The sequence below is a fragment of the Ahrensia sp. R2A130 genome (assembly GCF_000179775.1).
GTDB lineage: Bacteria > Pseudomonadota > Alphaproteobacteria > Rhizobiales > Rhizobiaceae > Pseudahrensia.
The window spans coordinates 45,006-69,116 of record NZ_AEEB01000024.1; the positions used below are offsets into that span (position 1 = coordinate 45,006).

At 58.5% G+C, this 24,111-nt stretch carries 22 protein-coding genes and 1 other RNA gene; 8 read left to right on the forward strand and 15 right to left on the reverse strand.

Translation table 11 applies throughout. From position 1 onward, the window contains the following. The first annotated feature begins 62 nt into the window (after positions 1 to 62). Genes R2A130_RS15745 through R2A130_RS15755 form a run of 3 tightly spaced genes read left to right on the forward strand, consistent with a single transcriptional unit; the run spans position 63 to position 3,279 of the window. The gene (locus R2A130_RS15745) at positions 63 to 1,151 is read left to right on the forward strand and encodes a LacI family DNA-binding transcriptional regulator (RefSeq protein WP_156798574.1); all 1,089 of its coding nucleotides are present in this window, start codon (positions 63 to 65) and stop codon (positions 1,149 to 1,151) included. After that, entirely contained in the window at positions 1,148 to 2,467 is a 1,320-nt protein-coding gene (locus R2A130_RS15750; protein WP_009465170.1) for a GH1 family beta-glucosidase, read from the forward strand. Before R2A130_RS15745 ends, R2A130_RS15750 begins: the two co-directional genes overlap by 4 nt. A gap of 11 nt (positions 2,468 to 2,478) precedes the next feature. Continuing rightward, positions 2,479 to 3,279 (forward strand): SDR family oxidoreductase, encoded by an 801-nt coding sequence (locus tag R2A130_RS15755; protein WP_009465171.1) that lies wholly within the window; start codon positions 2,479 to 2,481, stop codon positions 3,277 to 3,279. On the opposite strand, the gene serA is transcribed toward R2A130_RS15755, so the two are convergent. The 4 genes from serA to R2A130_RS15775 all read right to left on the reverse strand — a co-directional run bounded on the left by serA (position 3,276) and on the right by R2A130_RS15775 (position 8,359). Then, positions 3,276 to 4,877: a phosphoglycerate dehydrogenase gene (gene serA, locus R2A130_RS15760; RefSeq protein ID WP_009465172.1), complete on the reverse strand. Its 1,602-nt coding sequence runs from the start codon at positions 4,875 to 4,877 to the stop codon at positions 3,276 to 3,278. The genes R2A130_RS15755 and serA overlap by 4 nt on opposite strands. A gap of 208 nt (positions 4,878 to 5,085) precedes the next feature. Continuing rightward, complete coding sequence (locus R2A130_RS15765) at positions 5,086 to 6,270, reverse strand: phosphoserine transaminase (protein WP_009465173.1); 1,185 nt, start codon at positions 6,268 to 6,270, stop codon at positions 5,086 to 5,088. A 120-nt stretch (positions 6,271 to 6,390) separates the two neighbouring features. Then, on the reverse strand, positions 6,391 to 7,338 hold the full coding sequence (locus R2A130_RS15770) for an outer membrane protein (RefSeq protein ID WP_009465174.1): 948 nt from the start codon (positions 7,336 to 7,338) through the stop codon (positions 6,391 to 6,393). Between the two features lie 163 nt (positions 7,339 to 7,501). After that, positions 7,502 to 8,359, reverse strand: coding sequence for an outer membrane protein (locus tag R2A130_RS15775; protein WP_009465175.1), 858 nt, complete (start codon positions 8,357 to 8,359; stop codon positions 7,502 to 7,504). 224 nt (positions 8,360 to 8,583) lie between these two features. Here R2A130_RS15775 and R2A130_RS15780 point away from each other — a divergent pair, with 224 nt between their 5' ends. Both R2A130_RS15780 and R2A130_RS15785 read left to right on the forward strand, forming a co-directional pair. Beyond that, positions 8,584 to 9,351 carry an SGNH/GDSL hydrolase family protein gene (locus tag R2A130_RS15780; RefSeq protein WP_009465176.1) on the forward strand — a complete coding sequence of 256 codons (768 nt, stop codon included), beginning with the start codon at positions 8,584 to 8,586 and terminating at the stop codon, positions 9,349 to 9,351. Between the two features lie 96 nt (positions 9,352 to 9,447). Next, entirely contained in the window at positions 9,448 to 11,349 is a 1,902-nt protein-coding gene (locus R2A130_RS15785; RefSeq protein WP_009465177.1) for an AMP-binding protein, read from the forward strand. A gap of 97 nt (positions 11,350 to 11,446) precedes the next feature. Here the strand turns inward: R2A130_RS15785 and R2A130_RS18240 are convergent, their stop codons facing one another. The 3 genes from R2A130_RS18240 to R2A130_RS15805 all read right to left on the reverse strand — a co-directional run bounded on the left by R2A130_RS18240 (position 11,447) and on the right by R2A130_RS15805 (position 13,803). After that, positions 11,447 to 11,626, reverse strand: a complete 180-nt coding sequence (locus R2A130_RS18240; protein WP_083804361.1) for a DUF2256 domain-containing protein — start codon at positions 11,624 to 11,626, stop codon at positions 11,447 to 11,449. 3 nt (positions 11,627 to 11,629) lie between these two features. Next, on the reverse strand, positions 11,630 to 12,913 hold the full coding sequence (locus R2A130_RS17835) for a hypothetical protein (RefSeq protein WP_009465178.1): 1,284 nt from the start codon (positions 12,911 to 12,913) through the stop codon (positions 11,630 to 11,632). Positions 12,914 to 13,134: 221 nt separating this feature from the next. After that, a complete protein-coding gene (locus R2A130_RS15805) occupies positions 13,135 to 13,803 on the reverse strand; it encodes a DUF1134 domain-containing protein (RefSeq protein WP_009465179.1) in 669 nt (222 codons plus the stop codon). A gap of 265 nt (positions 13,804 to 14,068) precedes the next feature. Here R2A130_RS15805 and chpT point away from each other — a divergent pair, with 265 nt between their 5' ends. Then, positions 14,069 to 14,704: a histidine phosphotransferase ChpT gene (chpT, locus tag R2A130_RS15810; protein ID WP_009465181.1), complete on the forward strand. Its 636-nt coding sequence runs from the start codon at positions 14,069 to 14,071 to the stop codon at positions 14,702 to 14,704. 3 nt (positions 14,705 to 14,707) lie between these two features. Here chpT and R2A130_RS15815 read toward each other — a convergent pair whose 3' ends face one another. From R2A130_RS15815 to R2A130_RS15840, 7 genes are all read right to left on the reverse strand, one after another. After that, positions 14,708 to 15,733: a class I fructose-bisphosphate aldolase gene (locus R2A130_RS15815; RefSeq protein ID WP_009465182.1), complete on the reverse strand. Its 1,026-nt coding sequence runs from the start codon at positions 15,731 to 15,733 to the stop codon at positions 14,708 to 14,710. A gap of 115 nt (positions 15,734 to 15,848) precedes the next feature. Continuing rightward, on the reverse strand, positions 15,849 to 17,048 hold the full coding sequence (gene pgk, locus R2A130_RS15820) for a phosphoglycerate kinase (RefSeq protein WP_009465183.1): 1,200 nt from the start codon (positions 17,046 to 17,048) through the stop codon (positions 15,849 to 15,851). Between the two features lie 75 nt (positions 17,049 to 17,123). Further along, positions 17,124 to 17,942 (reverse strand): TIGR00282 family metallophosphoesterase, encoded by an 819-nt coding sequence (locus tag R2A130_RS15825; RefSeq protein WP_009465184.1) that lies wholly within the window; start codon positions 17,940 to 17,942, stop codon positions 17,124 to 17,126. A gap of 36 nt (positions 17,943 to 17,978) precedes the next feature. Next, on the reverse strand, positions 17,979 to 18,563 hold the full coding sequence (locus tag R2A130_RS15830) for a 5-formyltetrahydrofolate cyclo-ligase (protein ID WP_247869286.1): 585 nt from the start codon (positions 18,561 to 18,563) through the stop codon (positions 17,979 to 17,981). 164 nt (positions 18,564 to 18,727) lie between these two features. After that, a non-coding RNA gene (gene ssrS / locus R2A130_RS18245) (6S RNA) lies at positions 18,728 to 18,884 on the reverse strand. A gap of 58 nt (positions 18,885 to 18,942) precedes the next feature. Beyond that, positions 18,943 to 19,314 carry a cell division protein ZapA gene (locus R2A130_RS15835; protein ID WP_040306326.1) on the reverse strand — a complete coding sequence of 124 codons (372 nt, stop codon included), beginning with the start codon at positions 19,312 to 19,314 and terminating at the stop codon, positions 18,943 to 18,945. A 1-nt stretch (position 19,315) separates the two neighbouring features. Continuing rightward, positions 19,316 to 19,651, reverse strand: a complete 336-nt coding sequence (locus R2A130_RS15840; protein WP_083804362.1) for a DUF4164 domain-containing protein — start codon at positions 19,649 to 19,651, stop codon at positions 19,316 to 19,318. Between the two features lie 322 nt (positions 19,652 to 19,973). Between R2A130_RS15840 and tkt the strand changes: the two genes are divergently transcribed. Then, positions 19,974 to 21,965, forward strand: coding sequence for a transketolase (gene tkt / locus R2A130_RS15845; RefSeq protein ID WP_009465189.1), 1,992 nt, complete (start codon positions 19,974 to 19,976; stop codon positions 21,963 to 21,965). Between the two features lie 65 nt (positions 21,966 to 22,030). Here the strand turns inward: tkt and R2A130_RS15850 are convergent, their stop codons facing one another. Continuing rightward, positions 22,031 to 23,170 carry a HupE/UreJ family protein gene (locus tag R2A130_RS15850; protein WP_009465190.1) on the reverse strand — a complete coding sequence of 380 codons (1,140 nt, stop codon included), beginning with the start codon at positions 23,168 to 23,170 and terminating at the stop codon, positions 22,031 to 22,033. Between the two features lie 118 nt (positions 23,171 to 23,288). Between R2A130_RS15850 and R2A130_RS15855 the strand changes: the two genes are divergently transcribed. Further along, entirely contained in the window at positions 23,289 to 24,104 is an 816-nt protein-coding gene (locus R2A130_RS15855) for a DUF4198 domain-containing protein (RefSeq protein ID WP_009465191.1), read from the forward strand. The last annotated feature ends 7 nt before the right edge of the window (positions 24,105 to 24,111 follow it).

Consider the following 24,111-nt stretch of genomic DNA (forward strand, 5'->3'; position numbering starts at 1 on the left):
CCACGTGTCAAGCCAGTTGCTGACTTGTGGGAAACTCGAAATGTCACGTTTCAGGTGGCACGATGGGGAACCTGAACCGTTGGGGAGACGGAACAGAAGTGTCTGGAAATGCCGTCAATTTGAAGTCGCTATCGCGGCAGCTGGGTCTTTCACAGACCACGGTCAGCCGCGCCTTGAACGGGTTTCCCGAGGTTTCCGAACGCACCCGACGCCGCGTACAAAAAGCCGCGCAGGACGCCAACTATCGCCCGAGTGCAATCGCATCTTCACTTGCAGCCGGGCGAACACGTGTCATCGGGCACGTCATTCCCATGGCGCAACACCGTATGATCAATCCGCATTTTTCCGACTTTCTTGCAGGCGCAAGCGAAGCCTATGCCAGCGCCGGTTACGACATGCTGTTGCGCGCCGTACCGCTTGATGAAGAGGAAGACGTCTATCGCGATCTGGCGCGCCAACACCGTGTGGATGCCGTCGTCGTGCACGGCCCGAAGCTTGAAGAACCCCGTATCGACCTGTTGCAGAAACTGGGCCTGCCCTTCGTTGTGCACGGTCGTTGTGGCGATGCGGAGCACAAAAGCTACAGCTTCCTCGATGTCGACAATCAAGGCGCAATGGAAGTTGCCACGCGCCATTTGATCGAGTTGGGCCACCGTAAAATCGCGCTGGTGAACGGGTTGGAGACCATGCGTTTTGCTGCCGACCGGCGGTCTGGTTTTACCGCCGCCATGGAAAAAGCAGGTTATGACATCCGCACCGATTACATGCACTCCGCCGACATGACGGAGCCCTTCGGACACTCCGCCACACGTGAACTCATCACCATGGATGAGCCACCCACCGCCGTGGTTTACGGGTCCATGCTCATGGCTATGGGTGGAATGCGCGCGGCAGCAAATGCCGGAATCAAGTTGCCCGATGATCTGTCCATGGTCACTTACGATGATGCCCTGTCGTTCCTCGAAGCAGAAGGCGCGGAACGCGACGACCCCTTCCTCACCGTCGTACGGTCCTCCATTCAGGAAGCGGGAGGAAAACTGGCCCACATGTTGATGGAAAAGATCGAACATCCGGATCGTTTGCTGCAGCAGGTCATGCAACCGGACTTTATAAACGCTGCCAGCACAGCATCTCCACGAGACAACGCATGAGCGGTATCAGCTGGTCGCGTAGCGATTTCCCCGAAGATTTCCGCTTCGGCACCGCAACGTCATCCTACCAGATCGAAGGCAACGCCAAGGGCGGTTGCGGCCCCAGCCATTGGGACGCCTTTGCACGCGACGGCGGCACGTTGCGTGGTGAAGATGGATCGGTTGCTTGCGACCACCTGAACCGCTGGCGCGAAGACCTCGATCTGGTTTCGCAGGCAGGCTTCGACGGCTACCGTTTCTCTGTCGCTTGGCCCCGCGTGCAACCAGCGGGCTCCGGTCAGGTGAACCGCGAAGGCTTGGATTTTTACGATGCTCTCGTGGACGGATTGCTGGCGCGAAACGTCGAACCACATCTCACGCTCTATCATTGGGATTTACCGCTGCCTTTGGCTGAAAAAGGCGGTTGGACCAACCGCGACACGGCCAAGCGCTTCGGTGATTTCACAGAGATCGTGATGGACCGCATCGGTGACCGTATGGCTTCTGTCGCCACAATCAATGAGCCGTGGTGCGTGGCGTGGCTGTCGCATTTCGAGGGCCACCACGCGCCGGGACTGACCGACATCGGCGCGGCAGGAAAGGCGATGCACAACATATTGCTCGCCCACGCCCACGGCCTCGACGCGATCCGCGCCCACGGCGACCGACCAGCAGGTATCGTGTTGAATTTCGAAGCCGCCCTGCCCGCCCGTGCGAACGATAAGTCAGAGACAGCAGCAGACCTCTACGATGGCATCTACAACCGCTGGTTCCTGCAGGCGCTCACCACCGGCACCTACCCCGAAGCTGTGCTGGAAGGATTGGAAAGCCATCTGCCCCAAGGTTGGCAGGACGACATGGCAAAAATCGCCCGCCCCATAGATTGGCTGGGCATCAACTATTATACCCGCTCGCTGGTGGACCGTGACGACACGCTGCCATGGCCCCACCTGAAAACCTCGCGCGGTGAGTTGGAACGAACGGCCACCGATTGGGAAATCTACCCGGAAGGCATCCACCAGTTCCTCACCCGCATCGCGGAACAGACCGGCGACCTGCCACTGCACGTGACCGAAAACGGCCTTGCAACCAACGAACGCCCGGACCAATCCGACGATCAGCGCATCCGTTATCTCGACCAGCACGGCGAGCAACTGCTGCGCGCTATTGCCGATGATGTTCCGTTGCACAGCTATTTCATCTGGTCACTGCTCGATAATTTCGAATGGGCGCTGGGCTACGACATGCGTTTTGGCCTCACACATGTGGATTTCGACACACAAGCGCGGACACCGAAGGCGAGCTATGGTGAGGTTCGCGACGCACTTTCAAGATAGGCAAATTTTCGATGTTCGATCCCACAACCCGCCACGCAGACACCATCGCCGTCATCGCAGGCGGATCGAAAGGGTTGGGGTTCGCCACCGCCCAACAACTGGTGGCAGAAGGCTGCACGCGCATCGCCATCGGCGCACGGGGGCGCAATGAGGGTGTGGCTGCAGCCAAGCAATTGTCAAAACAGGGCGTCGATGCGATCTACATTCCGCTCGATCTGGCAGAGGTGAAAAGCTGTACTGCGTTCATCGCAAAGGCCATCAGCCATTTCGGTCACATCAACGCGCTCATGAACTCCGGTGCCAACACCCAACGCAGCACGCTGCTGGAAACCACGCCGGAGTTTTTCGACAAGGTGATGGCGATCAACATGCGCGGCCCGCTCTTCACCATGCAGGCGTTCGTGCAGCACTTGCTCGACACGAAACAACGCGGGCACGTGGTCAACATCCTGTCTACCGAGCACCATTGCGGCCACGCCAATCTGACACCCTACGCCGCATCGAAAGCAGCACTCGCCAACCTGACCAAGAACAGCGCCGCCGCCCATCTGCGCGACCGCATCAACATAAACGCCGTCGCCCCGGGCTGGATGGACACGCCCAATGAACACGACGTGCAGATGCAGGAAGACGGCGCGTCAGAAGACTGGTTGGTGGAAGCCGAGGCGCAAGCGCCGTTCGGCCAACTCATCAAACCGGCAGAAATCGCCGGTCTGATAAGCTACCTGTTGTCACCGCAGGTGGGCGTGATGACCGGGGCCATTATCGACCACGATCAACACGTTGCGGGCAGTTTTCCAGAAGACGATTAGAGCACGAACTCCAGCGGCTTGGCGCTGTCGATTTCAGGCGTGTCCTTCAGCTTCTCCAAGAAGTCCGCAGGCACCGGATGGTCGAGCTGGATCAACGAGATCGCATCGCCACCGGCATGGTTACGGCCCAGATAGAAGTGCGCGATGTTCACGCCGGCTTCACCGAACAATGTGCCCAACTTACCGATGATACCCGGTGCATCGGAGTTCGTGGTGTAGAGCATATGCTCACCAGCCTCGGCCTCCATATTGATGCCTTTGATCTGAATGAAGCGCGGCTTGCCGTCGGAGAACACCGTGCCAGCCACTGAGCGTTTGCTGTCGGAGGTTTCGACATTCAACTGGATGTAGCCCTCGAAAACGCCGGACTTGTCCCGCGTCATTTCCAGCAATTTGATGCCGCGCTCGGTCGCCATCACGGGGGCCGAAACCATGTTCACATCAGCAACCTGCGCCCGCAACAGACCGGCAAGCACGGCGGATGAAAGCGCCTTGGTGTTCATCGTGGCAACGTGACCATCATAGAGAATTTCGACGCTCTTGATCGGCTTGTCGGTCACCTGCCCCACGAAGGAGCCAAGCATATCGGCCAGCTTCACGAAGGGCGTCAGGCGCGGCGCTTCTTCGGCGGTGATCGACGGCATGTTGAGCGCATTGGAAACGGCACCGCGCGTGAGATAAGCCGACATCTGTTCGGCCACCTGAAGCGCAACATTTTCCTGCGCCTCGGTCGTTGCTGCACCCAGATGCGGCGTGCAGACGACATTGGGCAGGCCAAAGATCGGTGAATCGGTAGCAGGTTCCGTTTCGAACACATCGATACCGGCACCGGCAACCTTGCCGGATTTTAGGGCTTCTGCCAGCGCCGCTTCATCGATGAGACCACCGCGGGCGCAGTTCACGATGCGAACGCCGTCTTTCATTTTCGCCAACGCATCGGCACCGATGATGCCGCGTGTTTTATCGGTCAACGGCGTGTGCAACGTGATGAAATCGGCGCGGGGGAACAACTCGTCCAATTCGACTTTTTCAATGCCCAGCTTCTCGGCCCGTTCTTCCGACAAGAACGGATCGTACGCGATGACGCGCATCTTCATGCCCTGTGCACGGTCGGCGACGATGGAACCGATGTTGCCCGCACCGATGAGGCCGAGCGTCTTGCCGGTCAGTTCAACACCCATGAATTTCGATTTTTCCCACTTGCCCTGCTGGGTGGAATTGTCGGCTGCGGGGATCTGACGGGCGACCGCCATCATCAGGGACATGGCGTGTTCGGCGGTGGTGATGGAGTTGCCGAAGGGCGTGTTCATCACAATGATACCGCGACGCGATGCAGCTTTGAGATCGACATTGTCGACCCCGATACCAGCGCGACCGATGACTTTAAGATTGGTTGCAGCCTCGATCAGTTTTTCGGTCGCCTTAGTGGCGGAGCGGATGGCAAGGCCGTCATAGTCGGCGATCTTGGCCAGCAGCGCGTCTTTGTCCTTCCCGAGTGCGGGCTCGAAATCGACGTCGCAGCCATTGTCTTTGAAAATTTGAACGGCGGTCGGAGAAAGCGCGTCGGAAACGAGGACGCGGGGTTTACGGTCGATCATGGGAGTTGGTCCTTTAGTTAGGAAGCCACACCACCCTCCAACTGTCATCCTAGCGAAGGCGGGGACCCACTTTTCAGCGGGTTCAACAGGTGGCGGATGAGGCGACGTTGCGACAGCTAGACTGCCTGAAAGATGGGAACGCTTTGATGAGTGGGTCCCCGCCTACGCGGGGATGACAACGAGTGCGGGGTAACAGTTGTGGAAGAGGCTAGGCTGCGGACTTCAAACCGGCTTTCGCCTGAGAAAACGCCCAGTCCAGCCACGGCGTCAGCGCTTCCAGATCGGAAGTTTCCACAGTTGCACCAGCCCATATCCGCAGGCCCGGAGGCGCGTCGCGATAGGCGCCGATGTCATAGGCGACACCCTGCTTGTCCAGCGCTGTCACCATTGACTTTGCGAAAGCCGCCTGCCCGTCCTTGTCCATCGCCGCCACTTCAGGGTCGGTGATGGCAAGGCACACGGACGTGTTGGACCGCGTCGCCGGGTCGGTGGCGAGAAAGTCGACCCAATCGGTTTTCGCAACCCATGAGTCGAGCGCAGCGAAATTTGCGTCTGCACGCGCGATCAACGCATCGAGACCACCGAGACTTTTGCCCCAGTTCAGCGTGTCGATATAATCTTCGACACAGAGCATGGACGGCGTGTTGATCGTCTCGCCCTTGAAGATACCCTCGATCAGTTTGCCGGATTTGGTAAGACGGAAAATCTTCGGCAATGGCCGGTCCGGCGTGTAGCTTTCAAGACGCTCGACAGCGCGGGGCGACAGGATGATGATGCCGTGCGCAGCCTCGCCACCCATGACCTTCTGCCATGAAAACGTCGTCACATCGCATTTGTCGAAAGGCAGCGGCTGGGCGAATGCGGCGGATGTCGCATCCACCAGCGTCAGGCCTGCGCGGTCTGCTGGAATGGCGTCACCGTTGGGCATTTTCACGCCCGACGTGGTGCCGTTCCATGTAAAACAAACGTCGCTGTCCCAGTCGATCGCCGCCATATCCGGCAGCTCGCCGTAGGGCGCGGTGACCTCGGTGGTGTCGTCCAACTTCAACTGTTTGAGCGCATCCGTCACCCAGCCTGCGCCGAATGATTCCCAAGCCACCATGGTGATCGGCCGAGCACCGAGCATGGTCCACATGGCCATCTCATAAGCGCCGGTATCAGAGGCCGGCACAATGCCGATGCGGTAATCCGCAGGCACCTGCAGCACTTCGCGGGTGAGATCGATTGCTTCAGCAAGTTTCACCTTGCCGCCGCCCGCGCGGTGGGAGCGGCCCAACCAAGCGTCGGTTAGCGCGTCGAGCGACCAGCCAGGTCGTTTCGCGCAAGGGCCGGATGAAAAGTTGGGATTAGCCGGGCGCACCTGTGGTGCCCCGACCTGTGTGGTCTCGTTCATAATCTATCCTTCCAGATAGCTGGCCCTTCGTTGGGGAAGGGTGTCCCACGGACTGAGCTATGGAAGGATTATGTCGCCGTCAAGACAGCGTTTGACGCTTTCGCGCCAAATTTTCGCCGCCTAGAAAATATCGAAGCGCAGGCCGACCTTCACGGAATGAAAGTCGGTCGGAGTGTCGGTGGAATTCACCAACGTGGAGCCACCCCACATTGCGTCTTCCATCATGTGGGTCCACTGATAGGAGGTATCAAAATGCATGTATTTGTTTATCGGGACAGAGACACCTGCGGTGAGGCTGGTGGCAAGGTGATAGGAGACACCGTTGTCTCGCAAGCCTTGTTGCGTGTACTCAGCGCCGAAACCATCTGAGTCCGACGGCAGTTGCCCACCATCTGTTGGGGCACAGCGTTCTTCGGGACGCGGCGAACAGGTAACATCACCAGCTCTGCTGTTGAAACTATTGCGGATGACACCCAAACCGGCACCGACAAACGGACGGAAACCGTAGAAACTCGTATCGAAATCCCAGAAGGCGTTCACACCAAAATGCTGCAGGCTGTACTCGTTGAATGAGCTCTCGTTACAATTTTCGATTGTGTGTGCGGTGTCGATAAATTCGACACCAGTGGTCGTGTTCACACGACGTGCATCTGCAGGGCTACACGGGCTGCGCAGAGGCTGCGCCCTGCCCTCGCGCTCGGTAGTACCTGAACCAAGGTAAGCGTAGCTCGCATCCAGACGCACATTATTTGTAAGACGTTGACCAACGGCCAGCGTGCCGCCGAACACATTATCAACGTCGGTAGTGGTTCGCTCGAAGGTTCCCGTCGCAGGGATTGGTTCGGAGCGGTCAGATAAAAAGAGCGAACCGTTATGGTTGAGCGAAATCTCGCCGCGGATGTACCATCCGGTACCGAATTCCACGACCGTCTGCGGCATGGCTTCCTGCTCCAGCATGTCGGCAGCAAAAGCTGAGGCCGAAAGAGAGGCTGACAGGCTTGTCGCCAGTGCGGCTGCTGTGGTGCAGAGCACCAGGCGGCGGGCGATATGAGAGAGAACGGTCGTCATGGCCGGGGCTCCGGATTACGCGGGACTTAACTACTCGAGACTTGAATCAACGACCGTCTGGCCGTTGCAAAAGGCTCCCCTGAAGCGGAGAGAGAGTTTTTGAAGAGAGTTCGGTGCGGACAGGCTGTTCGGCGATCCGCACCGGAAGTTCGGGGGCTGTCGCCTACCAGATCTGGTAGCGAAGACCGGCGCGGATCACGTGGGAATCAATACCCTTGTCGTGGCCGCGAACACCGGTGCCGTTGTCCCATTTGAACATGTCGCCAGCTTCGATGCGGGAATAGGTGTAACCCACGTCCAGCTTCATGTTGTGCGTCAGGTCGTAGGACGTACCGGCGTGAAGAGCCCAGGCGAAGCGCCAGGAGTCCGCGCCACCGGTGGTGCGGCTGTTATAGGTAGTGGTCTGGTTACCGTTGGCCGCGTAGTTGGCAGCGTCATAGGGGCAAGGGCCATGATTCTGCGTATCGGTGTTCACGCAGGTCTCATTGGTGTTCAGGTTGTCATAGCTGACACGTGCACCACCGATACCGACACCCACGTAAGGTGTGAAACCGTTGAAGTTACCCAGATCAGCATAGGCGTTGGCCATCAGCTTGAACGCGGTGTAGCTGGTCTTCTCGGTGGACGCACAAGTACCGGGACCGCCGCCACAATTGTTGTTGCCAGATGTTTTGAAGTGAACGTCAGTGTCGAAAACATATTCGCCCGTCGCATCGACGCGGAACGTCTCGTTGATCTGGTAACCGATACCAATGCCAAGGTCGAAAGCATCGTCAGCTTCGACGTGACGCTCATCGATGTGGATCTGGCTGTTGCCGGCGGAATAGTCGACACCTTTATGTGTCTGGAAATCGTAGGTGATGTCACCGCGAAGATACCAACCGCCCTGCTGCTGCACGACCACTTCAGGCACGTGCGGGGGATCGATCAACAGGTCGGCCGCATTGGCAGCTGGCGCTGTGAATACGGTGCCAAGCGCAATTGCCGACACCAGATATTTCAATTTGTGGTAGCTGCGCATCGCAACATCCTTCCTTTACTGACGCCAATACTCATGCGGCGGAACTGATAATCTGGATGCGATACTGACGTGCATTCGTTAAATGACGCTTAACCGTGTTTTTTAACCGTGATTTTTAACGTTAAGAAAAGATGAATACTGGCGAAGCTTTCTGTTAATATTTGAGCGCAGAAAAATGCCGCTGGCCGGTTGCCAGTCGCCGCAGGGCTGGTGATAGAGACGATATGAACGTTGATCGCTATCCGTTGGCAGCCAAATTTTTATCCTGGCTGCTGTTTCTTCCCTATGTCGCCCAAGGAATTTGGGTGAGAAGTCGGTCTTTGCGCCTATCACCCGCAGCTGGCCCACGCTCCGGCGTTTACGGGTCCGGCAAACCGGCAGTGTCCATATTAACCGTTGGCGACTCGTCCGGTGCCGCTGTCGGCATCGAGCATACGGATGGCTCTATTGGCGCGCAGATAGCTCGCAAATGGCATGAGCGGCGCAACGAAACTGCCCATTGGCACATCTCCGGCCACAACAGTGCGGTGGCGAGCGAACTTCGCGACTACGTGGTGCCAAACCTGGAACCGGTCGACTACACTCACATTTTCATCATGCTCGGCACCAACGACATGAAGAACTGGCACACAACAGGCCGCTGGAAGCGCGATTTCGGCTCCCTGCTTTATGCGCTGCGCACACGCTTTCCCGAGAGCAAAATCTACTGGCATCAGGCCATCGATATTTCCACCGCCCCTGCCCTTCCAGCATTTCTGGGTTGGGTTATGAATTTGCGAGTGGGATTGTTCAATCGCATAGGCGCGCAACTGTGTGTCGAGCGCGGCGTGGTGTGCATTCCGCCTTTGCCCGTTGAAGATCCGTCCGGTTTTTGCCGCGACGGCTTTCACGCCAACGAGTTGGGTTACGACTATTGGTCCGATCACATGATGAAATTCGTTGACGAGACGCCGCGCAGCACGCCGCCAGTACAGGATTATATTCGCGAATAGGCTGCAAGGCGCACACACCACCATCGGCTCAATAGACACCGCCTCCAGCCAGCGCTAACTCATTGGCACGAAATGGTTGGCTGGGAGGCGAGACCGATGGGCACATATGCAGACATCTATAACGGTTGGAAAACGGACCCTGAATCTTTCTGGATGAAGGCGGCCGACGCTATCGACTGGGTGGATAAACCGACCAAAGCGTTTTTCGCCGATCAGGGTGTGGCCGGTCGCTGGTATGCCGACGGGTCTCTCAACACTTGCCACAACGCGGTGGACCGCCACGTTGCTGCAGGTCGCGGCGAGCAGACCGCGCTGATCTATGACAGCCCCATCACCGGCGCCAAGCGCAGCTACACTTATGCCGAAGTCAAAACCGAGGTCACCGCGCTCGCCGCCGTACTGCGCGAACAAGGTGTCGGCAAGGGCGATGGCGTCATCATCTATATGCCTATGGTGCCGGAAGCCGCTTTTGCTATGCTGGCCTGCGCCCGGATTGGCGCACCGCACTCTGTTGTCTTCGGTGGCTTTGCGGCAGCCGAACTCGCCACCCGCATCGACGATTTCGAACCAAAACTCATCATCTCCGCATCCTGCGGCATCGAACCCGCCCGCGTGGTGGCCTACAAACCGCTGCTCGATGGTGCGATCGATCTGGCCGAACACAAGGTCGAAAGCTGCGTCATCCTTCAGCGTGAGAAACAGACCTGCGATCTAATTTCCGGCCGCGACGTGGACTACGATCACGCAGTCACCATGCACCGAGATCTCGGCACAGACGTTCCGTGCGTCACGGTGAAAGCAACCGACCCACTCTATATTCTCTACACATCCGGCACGACCGGCCAGCCCAAGGGCGTGGTGCGCGACAATGGCGGACACGCAGTGGCTCTGCACTGGTCGATGAAAGCGATCTACGGCGTTGATCCCGGCGAGGTCTACTGGGCTGCCTCCGATGTCGGCTGGGTCGTGGGGCACAGCTACATCGTTTACGCCCCGCTGCTGGCGGGCAACACGACCATCCTGTTTGAAGGCAAACCGGTTGGCACGCCGGACCCTGGCACGTTCTGGCGGGTGATGGCGGAGCACAAGGTTGCATCCTTCTTCACCGCCCCCACCGCCTTCCGCGCCATCAAGGCGCAGGACTCAAAAGGTGACTGGGCGCAAAAATACGACCTGTCAGCACTTCGCACCATTTATCTTGCTGGCGAACGCGCCGACCCGGACACAATCCATTGGCTGGAACGGGTGAGCGGCAAGCCCGTTATCGACCATTGGTGGCAGACCGAAACCGGCTGGACCATCGCGGGCAATCCGGTGGGTATCGAACAACTGCCGGTCAAATACGGCTCCCCCACCGTCGCCATGCCCGGTTACGATATTCGTGTGTTGTCCGATGAGGGCGAAGACATGCCCGCAGGCGAACTCGGCAATGTGGTGGTGAAACTGCCTCTACCACCGGGCTCATTCCCGACCTTGTGGAAAGCAGATCAGCGATTCAACGACGCCTATCTGGCTGAATTCCCCGGCTACTATAAAACCGCCGACGCCGGCATCATGGATGAAGACGGCTACCTCTTCATCATGGCGCGCACCGACGACATCATTAATGTGGCGGGCCACCGACTTTCAACAGGCGGCATGGAAGAGGTCATCGCGGCCCATCCCGACATTGCTGAATGCGCCGTCATCGGCATCGCAGACGAAATGAAAGGCCAGCTACCAGCGGGTTTCGCAATATTGAACGCAGGCACAGACCGCCCCATCCCCGACATTCAAAAAGAGGTCGCAGCCTTGGTGCGCGAAAAAATCGGCCCAGTAGCAGCGTTCAAGATTTTAGTGCCAGTCGCCCGTCTGCCAAAAACCCGCTCCGGCAAGATCCTACGCGCGACAATGCAAAAGGTAGTCGACGGCGAGGAGTTCAAGATGCCTGCGACAATCGATGATCCGGCGATTTTGGAAGAGATTGCGGCAAGCTGGAAAGAGCACTCAGGGAGATAGTACGCCCTCACCTCACCTCAACACCGCTGTCATCCCCGCCTGCGCGGGGATGACAGCGGTGTGTCTGATTTCCAGACCATACCATCGGAAATCAGCCTTAGCGTTCACTCCGTGGCTTCTCACCGAACCGCGCAGCTACCGTATTCCGCTGGCCCGCGCAGCGCTTGGAACAGTATTTAACTTCGTCCCAATTCTTCGCCCACTTCTTGCGCCACATGAACGGTCGCCCGCAGGTTACACAGGGCTTTTCAGGAATTTCTGCTTTCTTGTGCGCCATGATCTAACCGGCCTTTTCGACGGCGGCTTGCAGGGCGCGAATGCGATCAGCGAGAGATACATCATCGGGTGATTGTGCAGCTTTTGCACGCGTGCTCTTGCGGCGGGCGGTATCGCTTTTGCCTTTGCTTGCACCTTTGGCCAGCGCTGTGTTGATCGGCGAGTCCGGTCCTTCCAGCGTCGCCGTCATGGCGGTCACTTGGGCGGCGAGATCGTTGATACGCTCGCGCACCAGCGCATTCTCGCGACGGTCGGCTTCCCAATCATCACCAGACGCCAGACGAATACCGTCCAACTCAACGCGCAGGGCATCGCGATCCTGCTCCGCCTGTTGCAACGCGTTGCGAAGTTCACGTCGCTCGCCTTGAAATGCTGAGAGCGCAGAATCGGTATCGCCAGTGACCGTGCTTTCCACCAACGCTTCCATACGCAGCGCCGTTTGCGCGAGTTCGGCCTGTAGACCCAACCGATCGTTCAGCGCATCATCCAACTGTTTCTGCAGATCGGAATTCTGGTCGTCAGACGAACCGGAACGGTTGCGCAAACGGTCGAGGTCCAGTTCGCGACGCTCCAGCCGGCCTTCAAGGTCAGCCAAATTGGTTTGCAGGTCAGCAATCATCTCCTCAGCCGCGTCCGCCCGCTTGGCCTCACGACGGGCAGCGGCCTGCGCGGCTTTCATCTCGTGCTCGGCAGCCTTCACACGCTCCCGTTCAGCCAACAGGTTCGCGCGGGTATCGCGGGCTTCATCTGCGATGGAATCAACGCGGGTTTCGCGCGCCACCATCTCGATTTTCTGCCCATCGAATTCGTCCACCGCGTTGCGGTAGCGGTCGCTCAACTCTTCATAATCAAGCGTTTTACCGGCGAGTTTCTCTTCCAGTGAAGCAAGTTTTGCCTTCACGGCGTTCAACCGGTTCTCGCGTTCGCGCAGTTCTGTTCGCAGATCACCGCCCTGATTTTCCAACTCGGACATGCGCTCAAGTTTGCGCTTGTGGTCTTCTTCCAGCGACAGCATTTCGTCCCGACGCCGGTTGATTTCGATCATCTGTTCAGCAGAGCGGGTTTTCAAATCTTCCAGAGAGACTTCCAGCCGTCGCGTGCTCATGGCGAATTCTGCGCGGAGTTGATCTTTATCCGCCTGAATTTCGTTCAACGTGAGCGGCACCGCGCTTTCGATACGCTGGCGGGTCAAAACGACAGCACGCCGCCAGATCGCAGGCGCAACCATAAGCGCAAGCAAGCCGGAACACAGAAAACCAAGGGTAAAGAAAAGGCCGGATTCGAGCATGGAGAAAGTCGATTTCGCCTGAATTCAAAAGACGCCGAACCATGACACGATTGCGGCGGCATTCCCATCGGAAAGCCGCCGCATCGTTAAAAGTAGATATAAATGCGTTTCACAGGCGCGCTGAACTAATAGCTAGAAGCTGGCAACAGCGAGCGAAAAGCGAACCGCCAAGAATCTTGGCGCCCCGCCGGAGCGAAGGCCACAGGCCGACAGCGTGAGGCCTAAAATGGATTCCAGGTCGGCTGCGGGCGCATTTTCAGATAACCGACATTGACGCCGAGGCGGGCACCAACACCGGTGCGAACGGGAACGAGAACGGTATCGCCGTGCTTCATGACGGTCATACCAAGGCCGCCCACCAGATAAGCGGAGCCGGTAACGCCGACGTAGCGGCGGAAGATTTTGTCGGTATCGGTGAGGTTATAGACCAGCATCATGGTGCGGTTGCCATCACCACCCCAGTCCCACCCGATGGATGGGCCCTGCCAGAAGACGGTGTGGTCGCCAGCGTTCTTGGTGAACAGCTTGCCCTCGCCGTAGCGCAAACCGGCAACCAATGCGCCGGAAGCTTCTTCACCCAAAATATAGCCATTGGGCAGGCCGTATTGCTGAACCGCTTTTTCCACCAATGTACCGAGACCGGTGGATGCGGAGCCGAAAAAGCCGTGCCCCGCGTTCACCAGCTCGTTGGGCGAATAACGGTTCTGCTGCTGGCTGGCGCTGTAGTCCTGCGCGCTAGCAGATGTCGACACCACGAGCGGTGCAATGGCGACGCCTGCGATAAGCGCTGCAACTGCGGCCAAATGAATGGCGGCTGCACGAATACCGCGGCGGCTTGCAGCTGCGCGGTCGGACTTGGAAGAGCTGTTGGACGAATTGTAACTGGTCATGGAACGGGTCCTTCACCTGAACGCTGGAACTGGAGGCGTGAAAGGCAAATGCGGCCTTTCGCGGGAACTTCACTCAAATTGGACCAAAAGGTTTTCGATTGGGTTAACCAAACCTTTCCGACACTTGGCTCGTTCGCCTCCACCAATTTCATCAGCCGCCTTTGCGACAAGAACACGCGCGTGTATCCGTGAAGGCGGAGAGGCTTTGGGGTGATTCGCCATCACTGTGTTCAAGGCTTCGACGATGCGATCCGAGGAACCAACCATGCCTGAACTTCCAAAACTGTCTCCGCTTGATCTCGCGGCGTTGATTGCCAGCCGTGTGTGCCACGATATTATTTCGCCAGTTGGCGCGCTCGCCAACGGTTTGGAGGTGCTGGAAGAAGAAGACAGCGAAGAGATGAAAGCCTTCGCCATGGAGCTGATCCACAAGAGCGCGAAGACGGCTTCAGCCAAGCTGAAATTCTGCCGTATCGCTTTTGGTGCATCGGGTTCTGCAGGATCGTCCATCGACACGGGGGAGGCCGAAGAGATGGTTGGCCTCTACATGAATTCGGAAAAAGCCGAGTACACGTGGGAAGGCTCCCGGTCGTTCGTCCCGAAAAACCGCGTGAAGCTGCTTCTCAACCTGTTGCTCATTTCGCTAGGCGCAATTCCGCGCGGCGGCAATGTCGGTGTGCAAATCCACGGCGAAGGCGAAACCGCAACCTTCACCCTGCGCTGCGTCGGCCCCAAAGCCCGCGTGCCTGCCGACTTCGTGGATATGATGAACGGCACCGTAGAAGGCGACATCACAGCCCACGCCGTGCAGCCGTATTACACGGTCATGCTGGCGCAGGATTGCGGACTGGAACTGGGCGCGGTGCTGGAAGGCGAAGACGTGGTGTTTACGGCGAAGTAGGGTTCAACCCCGCTCCGCTTCCGCAGTCCACTCGCCCTTTGCAGCCAAGCCATTCATCCGCGCACGGTGGGTGAACGCCTTTTGTGCGGCTGGCACGTTTTCCGGCAGGCCGGACCACGCGGACAGGCACGCAGCCTGTAGTGCGCGGCCGTAGGAATAGGTTAGCGCCCACGGCAGATCGTAATTGGCGTTCATCGCGGCAAGGTTCGCTGTCGCTTCTTCATCGCTCTGCCCGCCGGACAGGAACGCGATGCCAGGTACGGCGGATGGCACGGTGCGCTTGAGGACGGCGACTGTGTGATGCGCTACTTCTTCCGGCGTGGCTTGCTTCTGCGCTCTAGAGCCGGGCACGACCATGTTCGGCTTCAGGATCATGCCTTCCAGCTTCACGTTGAGCGCGGAAAGCTGCTCGAACACTACCCGCAGCACTTCTGCGGTAACCTCGTGGCAACGCTCGATAGTGTGGTCGGCAGGGTCGGCATCCATCTGAACTTCCGGCTCGACGATGGGCACGATGCCGGCACGCTGGCAGTCTGCCGCATAGCGGGCCAGCGCGTGGGCGTTGGCGAGAATACCGCCACGGGTGGGCAGCGCATCGGTGATGGAAATGACGGCGCGCCATTTGGCAAAGCGCGCACCGGCCTCGTGATATTGCGCCAGGCGCTCCGGCAGACCATCAAGACCGGCGGTGACTGTTTCGCCCGGATGGCCAGCAAGCGGCTGCGCGCCTTTATCCACTTTGATGCCGGGAACGGCACCGGCCTTGCGGATGAGGTCGACAAACGGCGTACCGTCAGCCGCCTTTTGAAACAGCGTTTCTTCGAACTGGATGACACCGGCGATGTTGTTGTTCATCGCATCATCGGAGCGGAACAGCATCTCGCGGTAATCGCGGCGGTTGGTTTCCGTGTTCTCCACACCGATGGAATCGAAGCGTTTTTGTATCGTGCCGGTGGATTCGTCTGCTGCGAGAATGCCCTGCCCCGGCAGCACCATGGCGCGGGCGATGTCTTCGATTTTTTCACTCATAGGGAGGGCTCTTGGCTGAACGGAAGATGTTTGTTCTTATACAAACCCATCCGCCACGCGGAACCACAGCGGCCTGATGCTAAACGATTTTAGCCGCCGCAGACCCCAAGTTTTCTCAAGAATGGTTACGAAGCGCGGCGACACCGGGCAGTTCCTTGCCCTCCATCCATTCCAGAAACGCGCCGCCTGCGGTGGACACATAGGTGAAATCATCCACGACGCCTGCGTGTTTCAGCGCGGCAACGGTGTCACCACCGCCAGCGACAGACACCAGCGTTCCCGCTTTTGTTGCCGCCGCTGCCGCTTGGGCGGCTTGCACCGTGGCCCTGTCGAAAGGTTCGATTTCGAAAGCTCCCAGCGGGCCGTTCCAGACGAGCGTTTTGGCGGAAGCGATACGGTTTTCGATCAGCGCGACGGTTTCCGGTCCAGCGTCGAGGATCATCCGGTCGGTGGGCGCATCAGCAGTTGGCACAGTGTCGTTGGGGCTGTTGGCGGCAAAACCGTCCGCCACCACTACGTCCACCGGCAAGATGATTTCGCAATTTGCAGCTGCAGCCTTGGCTTCGATTTCCCGCGCGGTGTCGGCCAGATCGTGCTCGCACAGTGATTTACCGACTTCCATGCCCCGCGCAGCGAGGAATGTGTTGGCCATGCCGCCGCCGATGACGAGATGGTCGACCTTGGCAACCAGATTGCCCAATAGATCCAGCTTGGTGGACACTTTCGCACCACCCACAATAGCGATCACCGGATGTTCAGGCGCACCGAGGCCTTTTTCCAGCGCTTCCAACTCCGCCTGCATGGTGCGCCCGGCATAGGCGGGCAGACTTCCGGCGAGGCCATGGGTGGACGCATGGGCGCGGTGGGCGGCAGAAAATGCGTCGTTTACATATACATCCCCCAGCTCCGCCATTTGCGCTGCCAGCGATGGTGCGTCCTGCTCTTCGCCTTCGTGAAAGCGGGTGTTTTCCAGCAGCACGACATCGCCGCCGCGCATATCAGCGATGATGGCTGCTGCCTGCCCACCAACGCAGTCCGGCGCAAAGCGAACTTCTTGGCCGAGGACTTTGGAAAGAGCGGGCACGATCTGTTTCAAGCTCATATCAGCCACCACCTTGCCGTTCGGTCGGCCGAAATGTGCCAGCAGAATGACTTTGGCGCTCTTTTTCACCAGCTCGGAAACCGTCGGCACGATGCGTTCCATGCGGGTGGTATCACTGACCTGACCCTCCGCCATAGGCACGTTGATATCGACACGCACCAGCACACGCTGGCCGGAGATGTTTTTCAGATCGTCGAGGGTCTGGATGGTCATGGCGCAATGCTCCGGAATCGGTTGCCCTTGCTTTAGCCGATGGCCGCGCGGGATTAAACGCTCAGACCACTCATATCATATGGTCGGCCAGACTTCCGCCAAACGTCCGCCCACCCGCAACGGCTCGACACCGGTCGCCAAGCCGGTGGAATCATCCGTCACCACCAACACGCCGCAAACCGTCGCTTCGCCACTAGCGGGTTCCATGCGACCTTTGGGTACTTTGGTGAGGAAGCGGTTGAGCGGCTCTTCCTTATCCATGCCCAGCGAAGAGTCGTAATCGCCGCACATTCCCGCATCGGACAGATAGCCCGTGCCGCCCACCAGCACCTGATGGTCGGCTGTTGGAATGTGGGTGTGGGTGCCGACGACGAGGGATGCTCGTCCATCGACGAAATGGCCGAAGCATTGCTTTTCACTTGTGGCTTCGGCGTGAAAGTCGATGACAATGGCATCCACCACATCGCCCATAGGCGCGGCGGCCAGAATATCTTCGGCAGCTTTGAACGGATCATCGAGTTCGGGGTGCATGAACACGCGGCCCATGATGTTGGCGACCAGCACGCGGCGGCCATCATTGGTTTCCACCATGGTGCTGCCACGACCGGGCACGCCGCCGGGCCAATTGGCGGGGCGCAGAAAGCGGTCTTCCTCGCTTGCCCAGTTCAACACTTCTTTTTGGTCGAACACGTGGTTGCCCGTGGTCACCACATCGGCCCCGGCATCCAGCGTTGCCTGATAGATTTTGCGGGTAATGCCGAAACCGCTGGCGGCATTTTCACCGTTGACGATGGCGAGATCTACGGAGAGGCGGTCACGAATTTTGGGAAGGCGGTTATACACTGCCTCACGGCCGGTTTTACCGACCATATCGCCAAGAAAGAGTATGCGCATATCGGGAAGCTGCCTCCGGGGACCAGCCTCACCCACTTACGGGGAAACCGGAATCCATTCCGTTTCGGTTGCGATCCCGTGCAATACGCGATCATGCTCCCCCCGAGGCACGTTGTCTGCCTCCTGAACCGCAAAAGATAGCCCCCACAGACGTGTTTTCATGCCGCGCCCTTCAAGCGCAGCAATCGCGCGGTCGTAAAAGCCCGCACCGTAGCCAAGGCGGTTGCCCTGCCGGTCGAAGGCCGAGAGCGGCAGCAGGATGTGATCGGGATCGACCACCTGAGCATCATCATCAGGTCCGATGGTCCCGAAACCCGACGCCACCATAGGCGCACCACGAACCAGATCACGAAATTCCATCGAAGTTTCACCCATCACAACAGGCAGGCAAAGCCGCGCACCAAGTGTGGCGAGTTCCGCCATCAACGGACGCGGGTCGAGTTCGGAACGGATGGGATGATAGCCGGCAACAATCTGGCCCGGCTCGATTTCGATGTTGGCAGCGGCGATGCTGACCAGCGCAACGGAGCTTTCAATACGACCTTCCATCGACAGCGCATCCCGGGCCGCAAGCGCCCGCTTTCGCAACGCATTCTTTTCATCAGCAAGCGACAATTTCACAAATTCCCATCTCGACCGGGTGCGTCCGCAAGAGCCGCCCATCTCTATCGGGTGCGCCCGCAAGGGCCGCACCATGCGGCACTCGCCGGAGCGAAGAGCGACCGGGCGGTCAGCCCGCGCCAACGCAGCGCAGCCCGTAGGGCGACAGCGTGAGTTCAAAAATGTGACGGACCACCTCTGCCGTGTGCCTGTTTTCGATCCTGGAACCTACAGCGTAGGTGGGCGCCGTGTGCTCAAGCCCACGGGCGAGAACAGGGACAGCTCCCTTCAGAAATCGTAAGGCCCCGAGGATGAAAGACATCACGGCCAGCGCAGCCCGTCGATGAGTAATCTAGGGGCAAACGGCGGCGATTGCGAGGCGCGAGTTGAGCCGTGGCTTTTATTTCGCAGCGTCGTCGAGTTTTCTGGCAATTCCGTCGATGCGTCGGGCTGTTGCAGACAATGCTTCTGCGACACGGCCGTCGCGATCTGCGTCTCCTGCACCATTGGCGGATGTTGTAGAGGTGCCGCGCAGCCGGGCCACTTCGCTTTCCAACCCTGCGATCCGCTGCTGGAGCGATGTCACTTCATCGGTCACGAACACGCCAGCCATTACTGTGAGGCGTTGATCGCCGATTTCACCGAATGAACCTTTCAGCTGATTGATCGTGGTGTCGAAGCGCTGGGCAAGATCGAGCAGATGCGCCTCCTGCCCTTCTTCGCAGGCCATACGATAGGTTTTGCCGTTAATCTGAACTGCGACCTGGGGCATATCAGCGACCTCTTTTCGTTGCCGGTCCGGAAGCTGCATCGCTGTCCAGCACACCGCGCACGGTTTCCATCACATCGACGAGACGTCGCGAAACTTCGCCATTCACGCCGGACAGTTTTTGCGCCCGTGCTTCGGACTCGTCGAGGTCTTGCGCCAGCCGCGAACGGTCTTCCGCCATGCGCTGCACTTGCTCATCGACGCTGCGGCCAGCGGTGCTGCCTTCGATATGACGGTCGACAGCACTGTCCAAACGGTCGAGCGAACTGGTCAACGCAGCGAATGCTGCGGCCAGCGGATCGCCGCCTGCATCTTTTTTGGACTTGTGGTCTGCCGCCATGGAACCGTTCGCAAAATTGAATGTCGCTGTGTGTCTGCCCATCAGATGGGATACACACGCTTGGAAGTGAAACGCCCTCACGATAAAAACGTCAATTGCGGCGGCGCGTTGTCCCGCTTGTTTTATCCAACACAATAGAGCGAAGCCGTGTTTTGCGGTGCATGGCGCGATCACGACTGTGGAGAGCCGGTTGGACAGTTGCGTTCGAGGTGCTAGAGCCTCGCCGCAACAGGCACGCGCAGCCGTAAAGCCGGTACGCAGCCCAAACATTCCAGCGCCCCATAATGGCGCATGAAACACCACGTTCAAGGAACGAAATCCCATGTCGAACAAGAACGCACGTATGGCACACGCCATCCGCTTCCTTTCCGCAGACGCTGTGCAGAAAGCCAATTCCGGCCATCCCGGCCTGCCAATGGGCGCAGCCGACATCGCAACCGTGTTGTTCACACGCTTCATGACCTTCGATCCGAAGAAGCCCGACTGGCCCAACCGCGACCGTTTTGTTCTGTCCGCCGGTCACGGTTCGATGTTGCTGTATTCCTCGCTCTACCTGCTGGGCTACAAAGATATCGACATGGAGGAAATCAAGAATTTCCGCCAAATTGGTGCAAAAACCGCAGGTCACCCGGAATACGGCCACGCCGCCGGTATCGAGACCACCACAGGCCCATTGGGTCAGGGCATTGCAAATGCCGTGGGCATGGCAATTGCAGAAAAGAAGCTGTCCGACGAGTTCGGCGCAGATCTGATGGACCACCACACATATTGCCTTGTAGGCGATGGCTGCCTGATGGAAGGCATCAGCCAGGAAGCCATTGCACTGGCGGGTCACCTCAAACTGAACAAACTCATCGTCTTTTGGGACGATAATGGCATCTCCATCGACGGCGCGATTTCGCTGTCCGATTCCACCAACCAGATCGAGCGTTTCGAAGCCTCCCAGTGGAACACGATTTCCATCGACGGCCACGACCATGACGCCATCGCCGGTGCCATCGAAGAGGCAAAAACCTCCGATAAACCAACGATGATCGCATGCAAAACCACCATCGGTTTCGGCGCACCCACCAAGGCAGGCACCGCAGGCAGCCACGGTTCGCCATTGGGCGACAAGGAAATTGCCGGTGCCCGTGAAGCGCTGGGCTGGGAAGCGGAACCATTCGTGGTTCCCGAAGACATTCTGGACGCCTGGCGCATCGCCGGTCTGCGCTCCACCCACGAGCGTAAAGAATGGGAAGACCGTCTTGGCGCTGCCGATGGCACCAAGCGCGGCGATTTCGAACGCCGTTTCCGTGGCGACCTTCCCGGAAAGTTCGAAGAAGCCATCACGACGCTGAAAAAAGAGCTGGCGGAAGAGCCACCGAAGAAAGCCACCCGCAAAGCCTCGCAGCAGGTGTTGGAAGTCATCAACGGCGTGCTGGACGAAACGCTGGGCGGCTCCGCCGACCTCACCGGTTCCAACAACACCAACACCAGCCAGACGCCGCCGATTTCACCGGACGATTTCTCTGGACGCTTCATCCATTACGGCATCCGCGAACATGCGATGGCAGCGGCCATGAACGGCATCGCATTGCATGGTGGCTTGATCCCTTATTCTGGCGGCTTCCTCGTGTTCGCAGATTATTGCCGCCCGTCGATCCGTCTGGCCGCACTGATGGGCATTCGTGCAATCCATGTCATGACGCATGATTCCATCGGCCTTGGCGAAGACGGCCCGACCCACCAGCCGGTTGAACATCTGGCTTCGCTGCGCGCCATCCCCGGCCTCCAAGTCTTCCGTCCGGCAGATGTGACGGAAACAGCAGAGTGCTGGCAGCTGGCGTTGGAAAGCCGCGACAAGCCATCCGTCATCGCGCTGACCCGCCAAGACCTCGAACCGGTTCGCACGGAATTCGACGAAGAAAACCTGTGCGCCCGTGGTGCATATGAAGTCGCAAGCCCAGGCGATGACGATGCTGCAGTCTCGATCTTTGCCAGCGGCTCGGAGGTCGAAATCGCCATGGAAGCAAAGGCTGCGCTGGACGCTGCCGGTCATCCCACCCGCGTCGTTTCTGTACCAAGCTTTGAACTGTTCGCCGCGCAATCCGGCGGCTACCGCTCGTCGGTCATTGGCAATGCGAAGGTGAACGTCGGCATCGAAGCCGCCGTTCGCATGGGCTGGGACGCGATCATCGGTTCCGATGGCATCTTCGTCGGCATGGATTCGTTCGGCGCATCCGGCCCCTACAAGGCGCTGTACGAACACTTCGGCATCACATCCGACGCGGTGGTCGAAAGGGTGAACAAGCGCCTCGCTACCGAAAGCTGAGCCCGCATCACCCGCCGTTTAAAAAAAGCCCGGTTGCTCCAATGAGCAGCCGGGCTTTTTGTTATCTAGAGTATCGTGCGTTCCACGAACCAGTAGGCTCCCATCGCACCGATGAAGAGCGAGGCTGGAATGGCGATAGCCTTGCGATACCACGGCTTGTTGAAAGCCCAGAACAGCAGCAGCGCCGCGATTGCGATAACGAATAGCTGGCCTGCTTCCACGCCAATATTGAACGAAATCAACGCCAGCGGCACCTGACCTGCAGGCAGGCCGAATTCTGCCAACACACCGGCAAAACCAAGGCCGTGCAGCAGGCCGAACAGGAACACGATAACCGGCCGCCACGGGTGCAACTCCTTCGTCACTATATTCTCCACCGCTACATAAACGATGGACAGCGCGATGATCGGCTCCACAATGGATGGCGAGATGTTGATGATGCCGTAAAGGCCCATCGCCAGCGTGATCGTGTGGGCCAACGTAAAGGCAGACACCTGCCACAACAGCGGCTTCAAGCGCGGGGCAAGGAAGAACAGACCCAACACAAAAAGAATATGGTCCAGCCCCTTCGGCACGATGTGATCGAAGCCGGAGACCAGATAAGTCCACGCGGTTTCATACCAGGGCAACTCGGCCGCGGTGCCGACTTCCAGAGGACCAAGGCTGCCGCCAGCGGGCACGAATTGCGCCTGCAACTCCTGGCCGGGGCGGGCAACGCGCAAAACGCTTGCGCCATATTCATTCGGGTAGGCCCATGTGAACTGTTCGACACCGGCAGGAACGGTGACGTCGAAGGTAAGAACCGAATTACGGGCAGACTCAATATCACCGACCTCGGGAATTTCAATTCCGGTGAGGTTCAGTTCGGCAGCAGAATCGCCAAAGTTCAATGGCGTTTTTGCAAGCCACTTCGGCAAGAACTCGCGGAAACGGGCTTCCAACTCGGACGGCGGTAAAGCACGAAGCTGATCGTACAGCTCGGCCTGTGGCGCATCGTCTGTGTCGGTCACATCCGGCGGAATTTCTGCCAGCAACGCCTCTAATGTGGCATCTAGTTTCAAGACCGCCCCGCCATTTTCGGCGAAGGTCAATTCTGCAATCGCAGGACGCACTTCATGAGCATATGCGTGCTGGGGCAGATTGGAAAATACGGCGGCAAAAGCTGCTACGATGAAAATGAAAAGCGGGCGCAAACCGGCTGGCATGATAGGACGTTCCTGTAATGTTGTCGTGAGTTTGGTATTCCTACCTTGCTCAAATGACAGGCCTTTGACAAACACAACGATGTGCTGATCGGATAAGTTTCCGCAGGAAAGGTTTCCCTTGATTTCCCGTACCCTCATCGCCGCAACTGTAGCTTTTGCCACCATGATGGCGACCGAAGTGCAGGCGCACGAATATTACCTTTTGCCTCAAACATTTACGCCCGCTGTCGGTGAAACCGTGCCCGTCAGTCACAAGCTGGGGCAACGGTTCAATGGCAACGAGATGCCCTATGTCGGCATCTGGAATGTCCGTTCCGAACAGTGGAACCCATCCGGCATGGAACCAGTGAAAGGCCTCGATGGAGACCGACCTGCCCTGCAAATCACCGTTAGCGAACCGGGAATCACGGTGGTGGTCCACCAGTCCAACATCGATAAGCTGACGTTCAAAAGCTGGGAAAAGTTCAAGACCTACGCCTTCAAGGAAGGTTTGGGCGATGCGGTTGCCGCAACGCTCAAATCAGACAAACCGAAGGACACCTTGAAAGAAGGCTACTCCCGTTACGCCAAGACGCTGCTCGTCACATCCGGTGACACAAGCTCGCTCGACCGGCCCACGGGCCTGAAGATCGAACTGGTCGCACTCGCCAATCCCAATGCGCTTGACCAGAACGAACCAATGCCAGTGCAAGTCTTGCTCGACGGCAAGCCCCTGCCCGGCGTGATGATCAAGATGTTCACGGGCATCGACACGGAAGCCTCCCACCGCATTTTGACAGACGCTGAGGGCAAAGCCCCCATTCCCGCGCGCGGACCCGGTCCCTATTTGCTCAACGCCATCCATATGAGCGAACCACAGTCGGAAGGCTTGGTCGAGGACGGCGTGCATTGGGAAAGTTTCTGGGCATCCCTGACTTTCGCCAGACCCAACTAAATCGAAT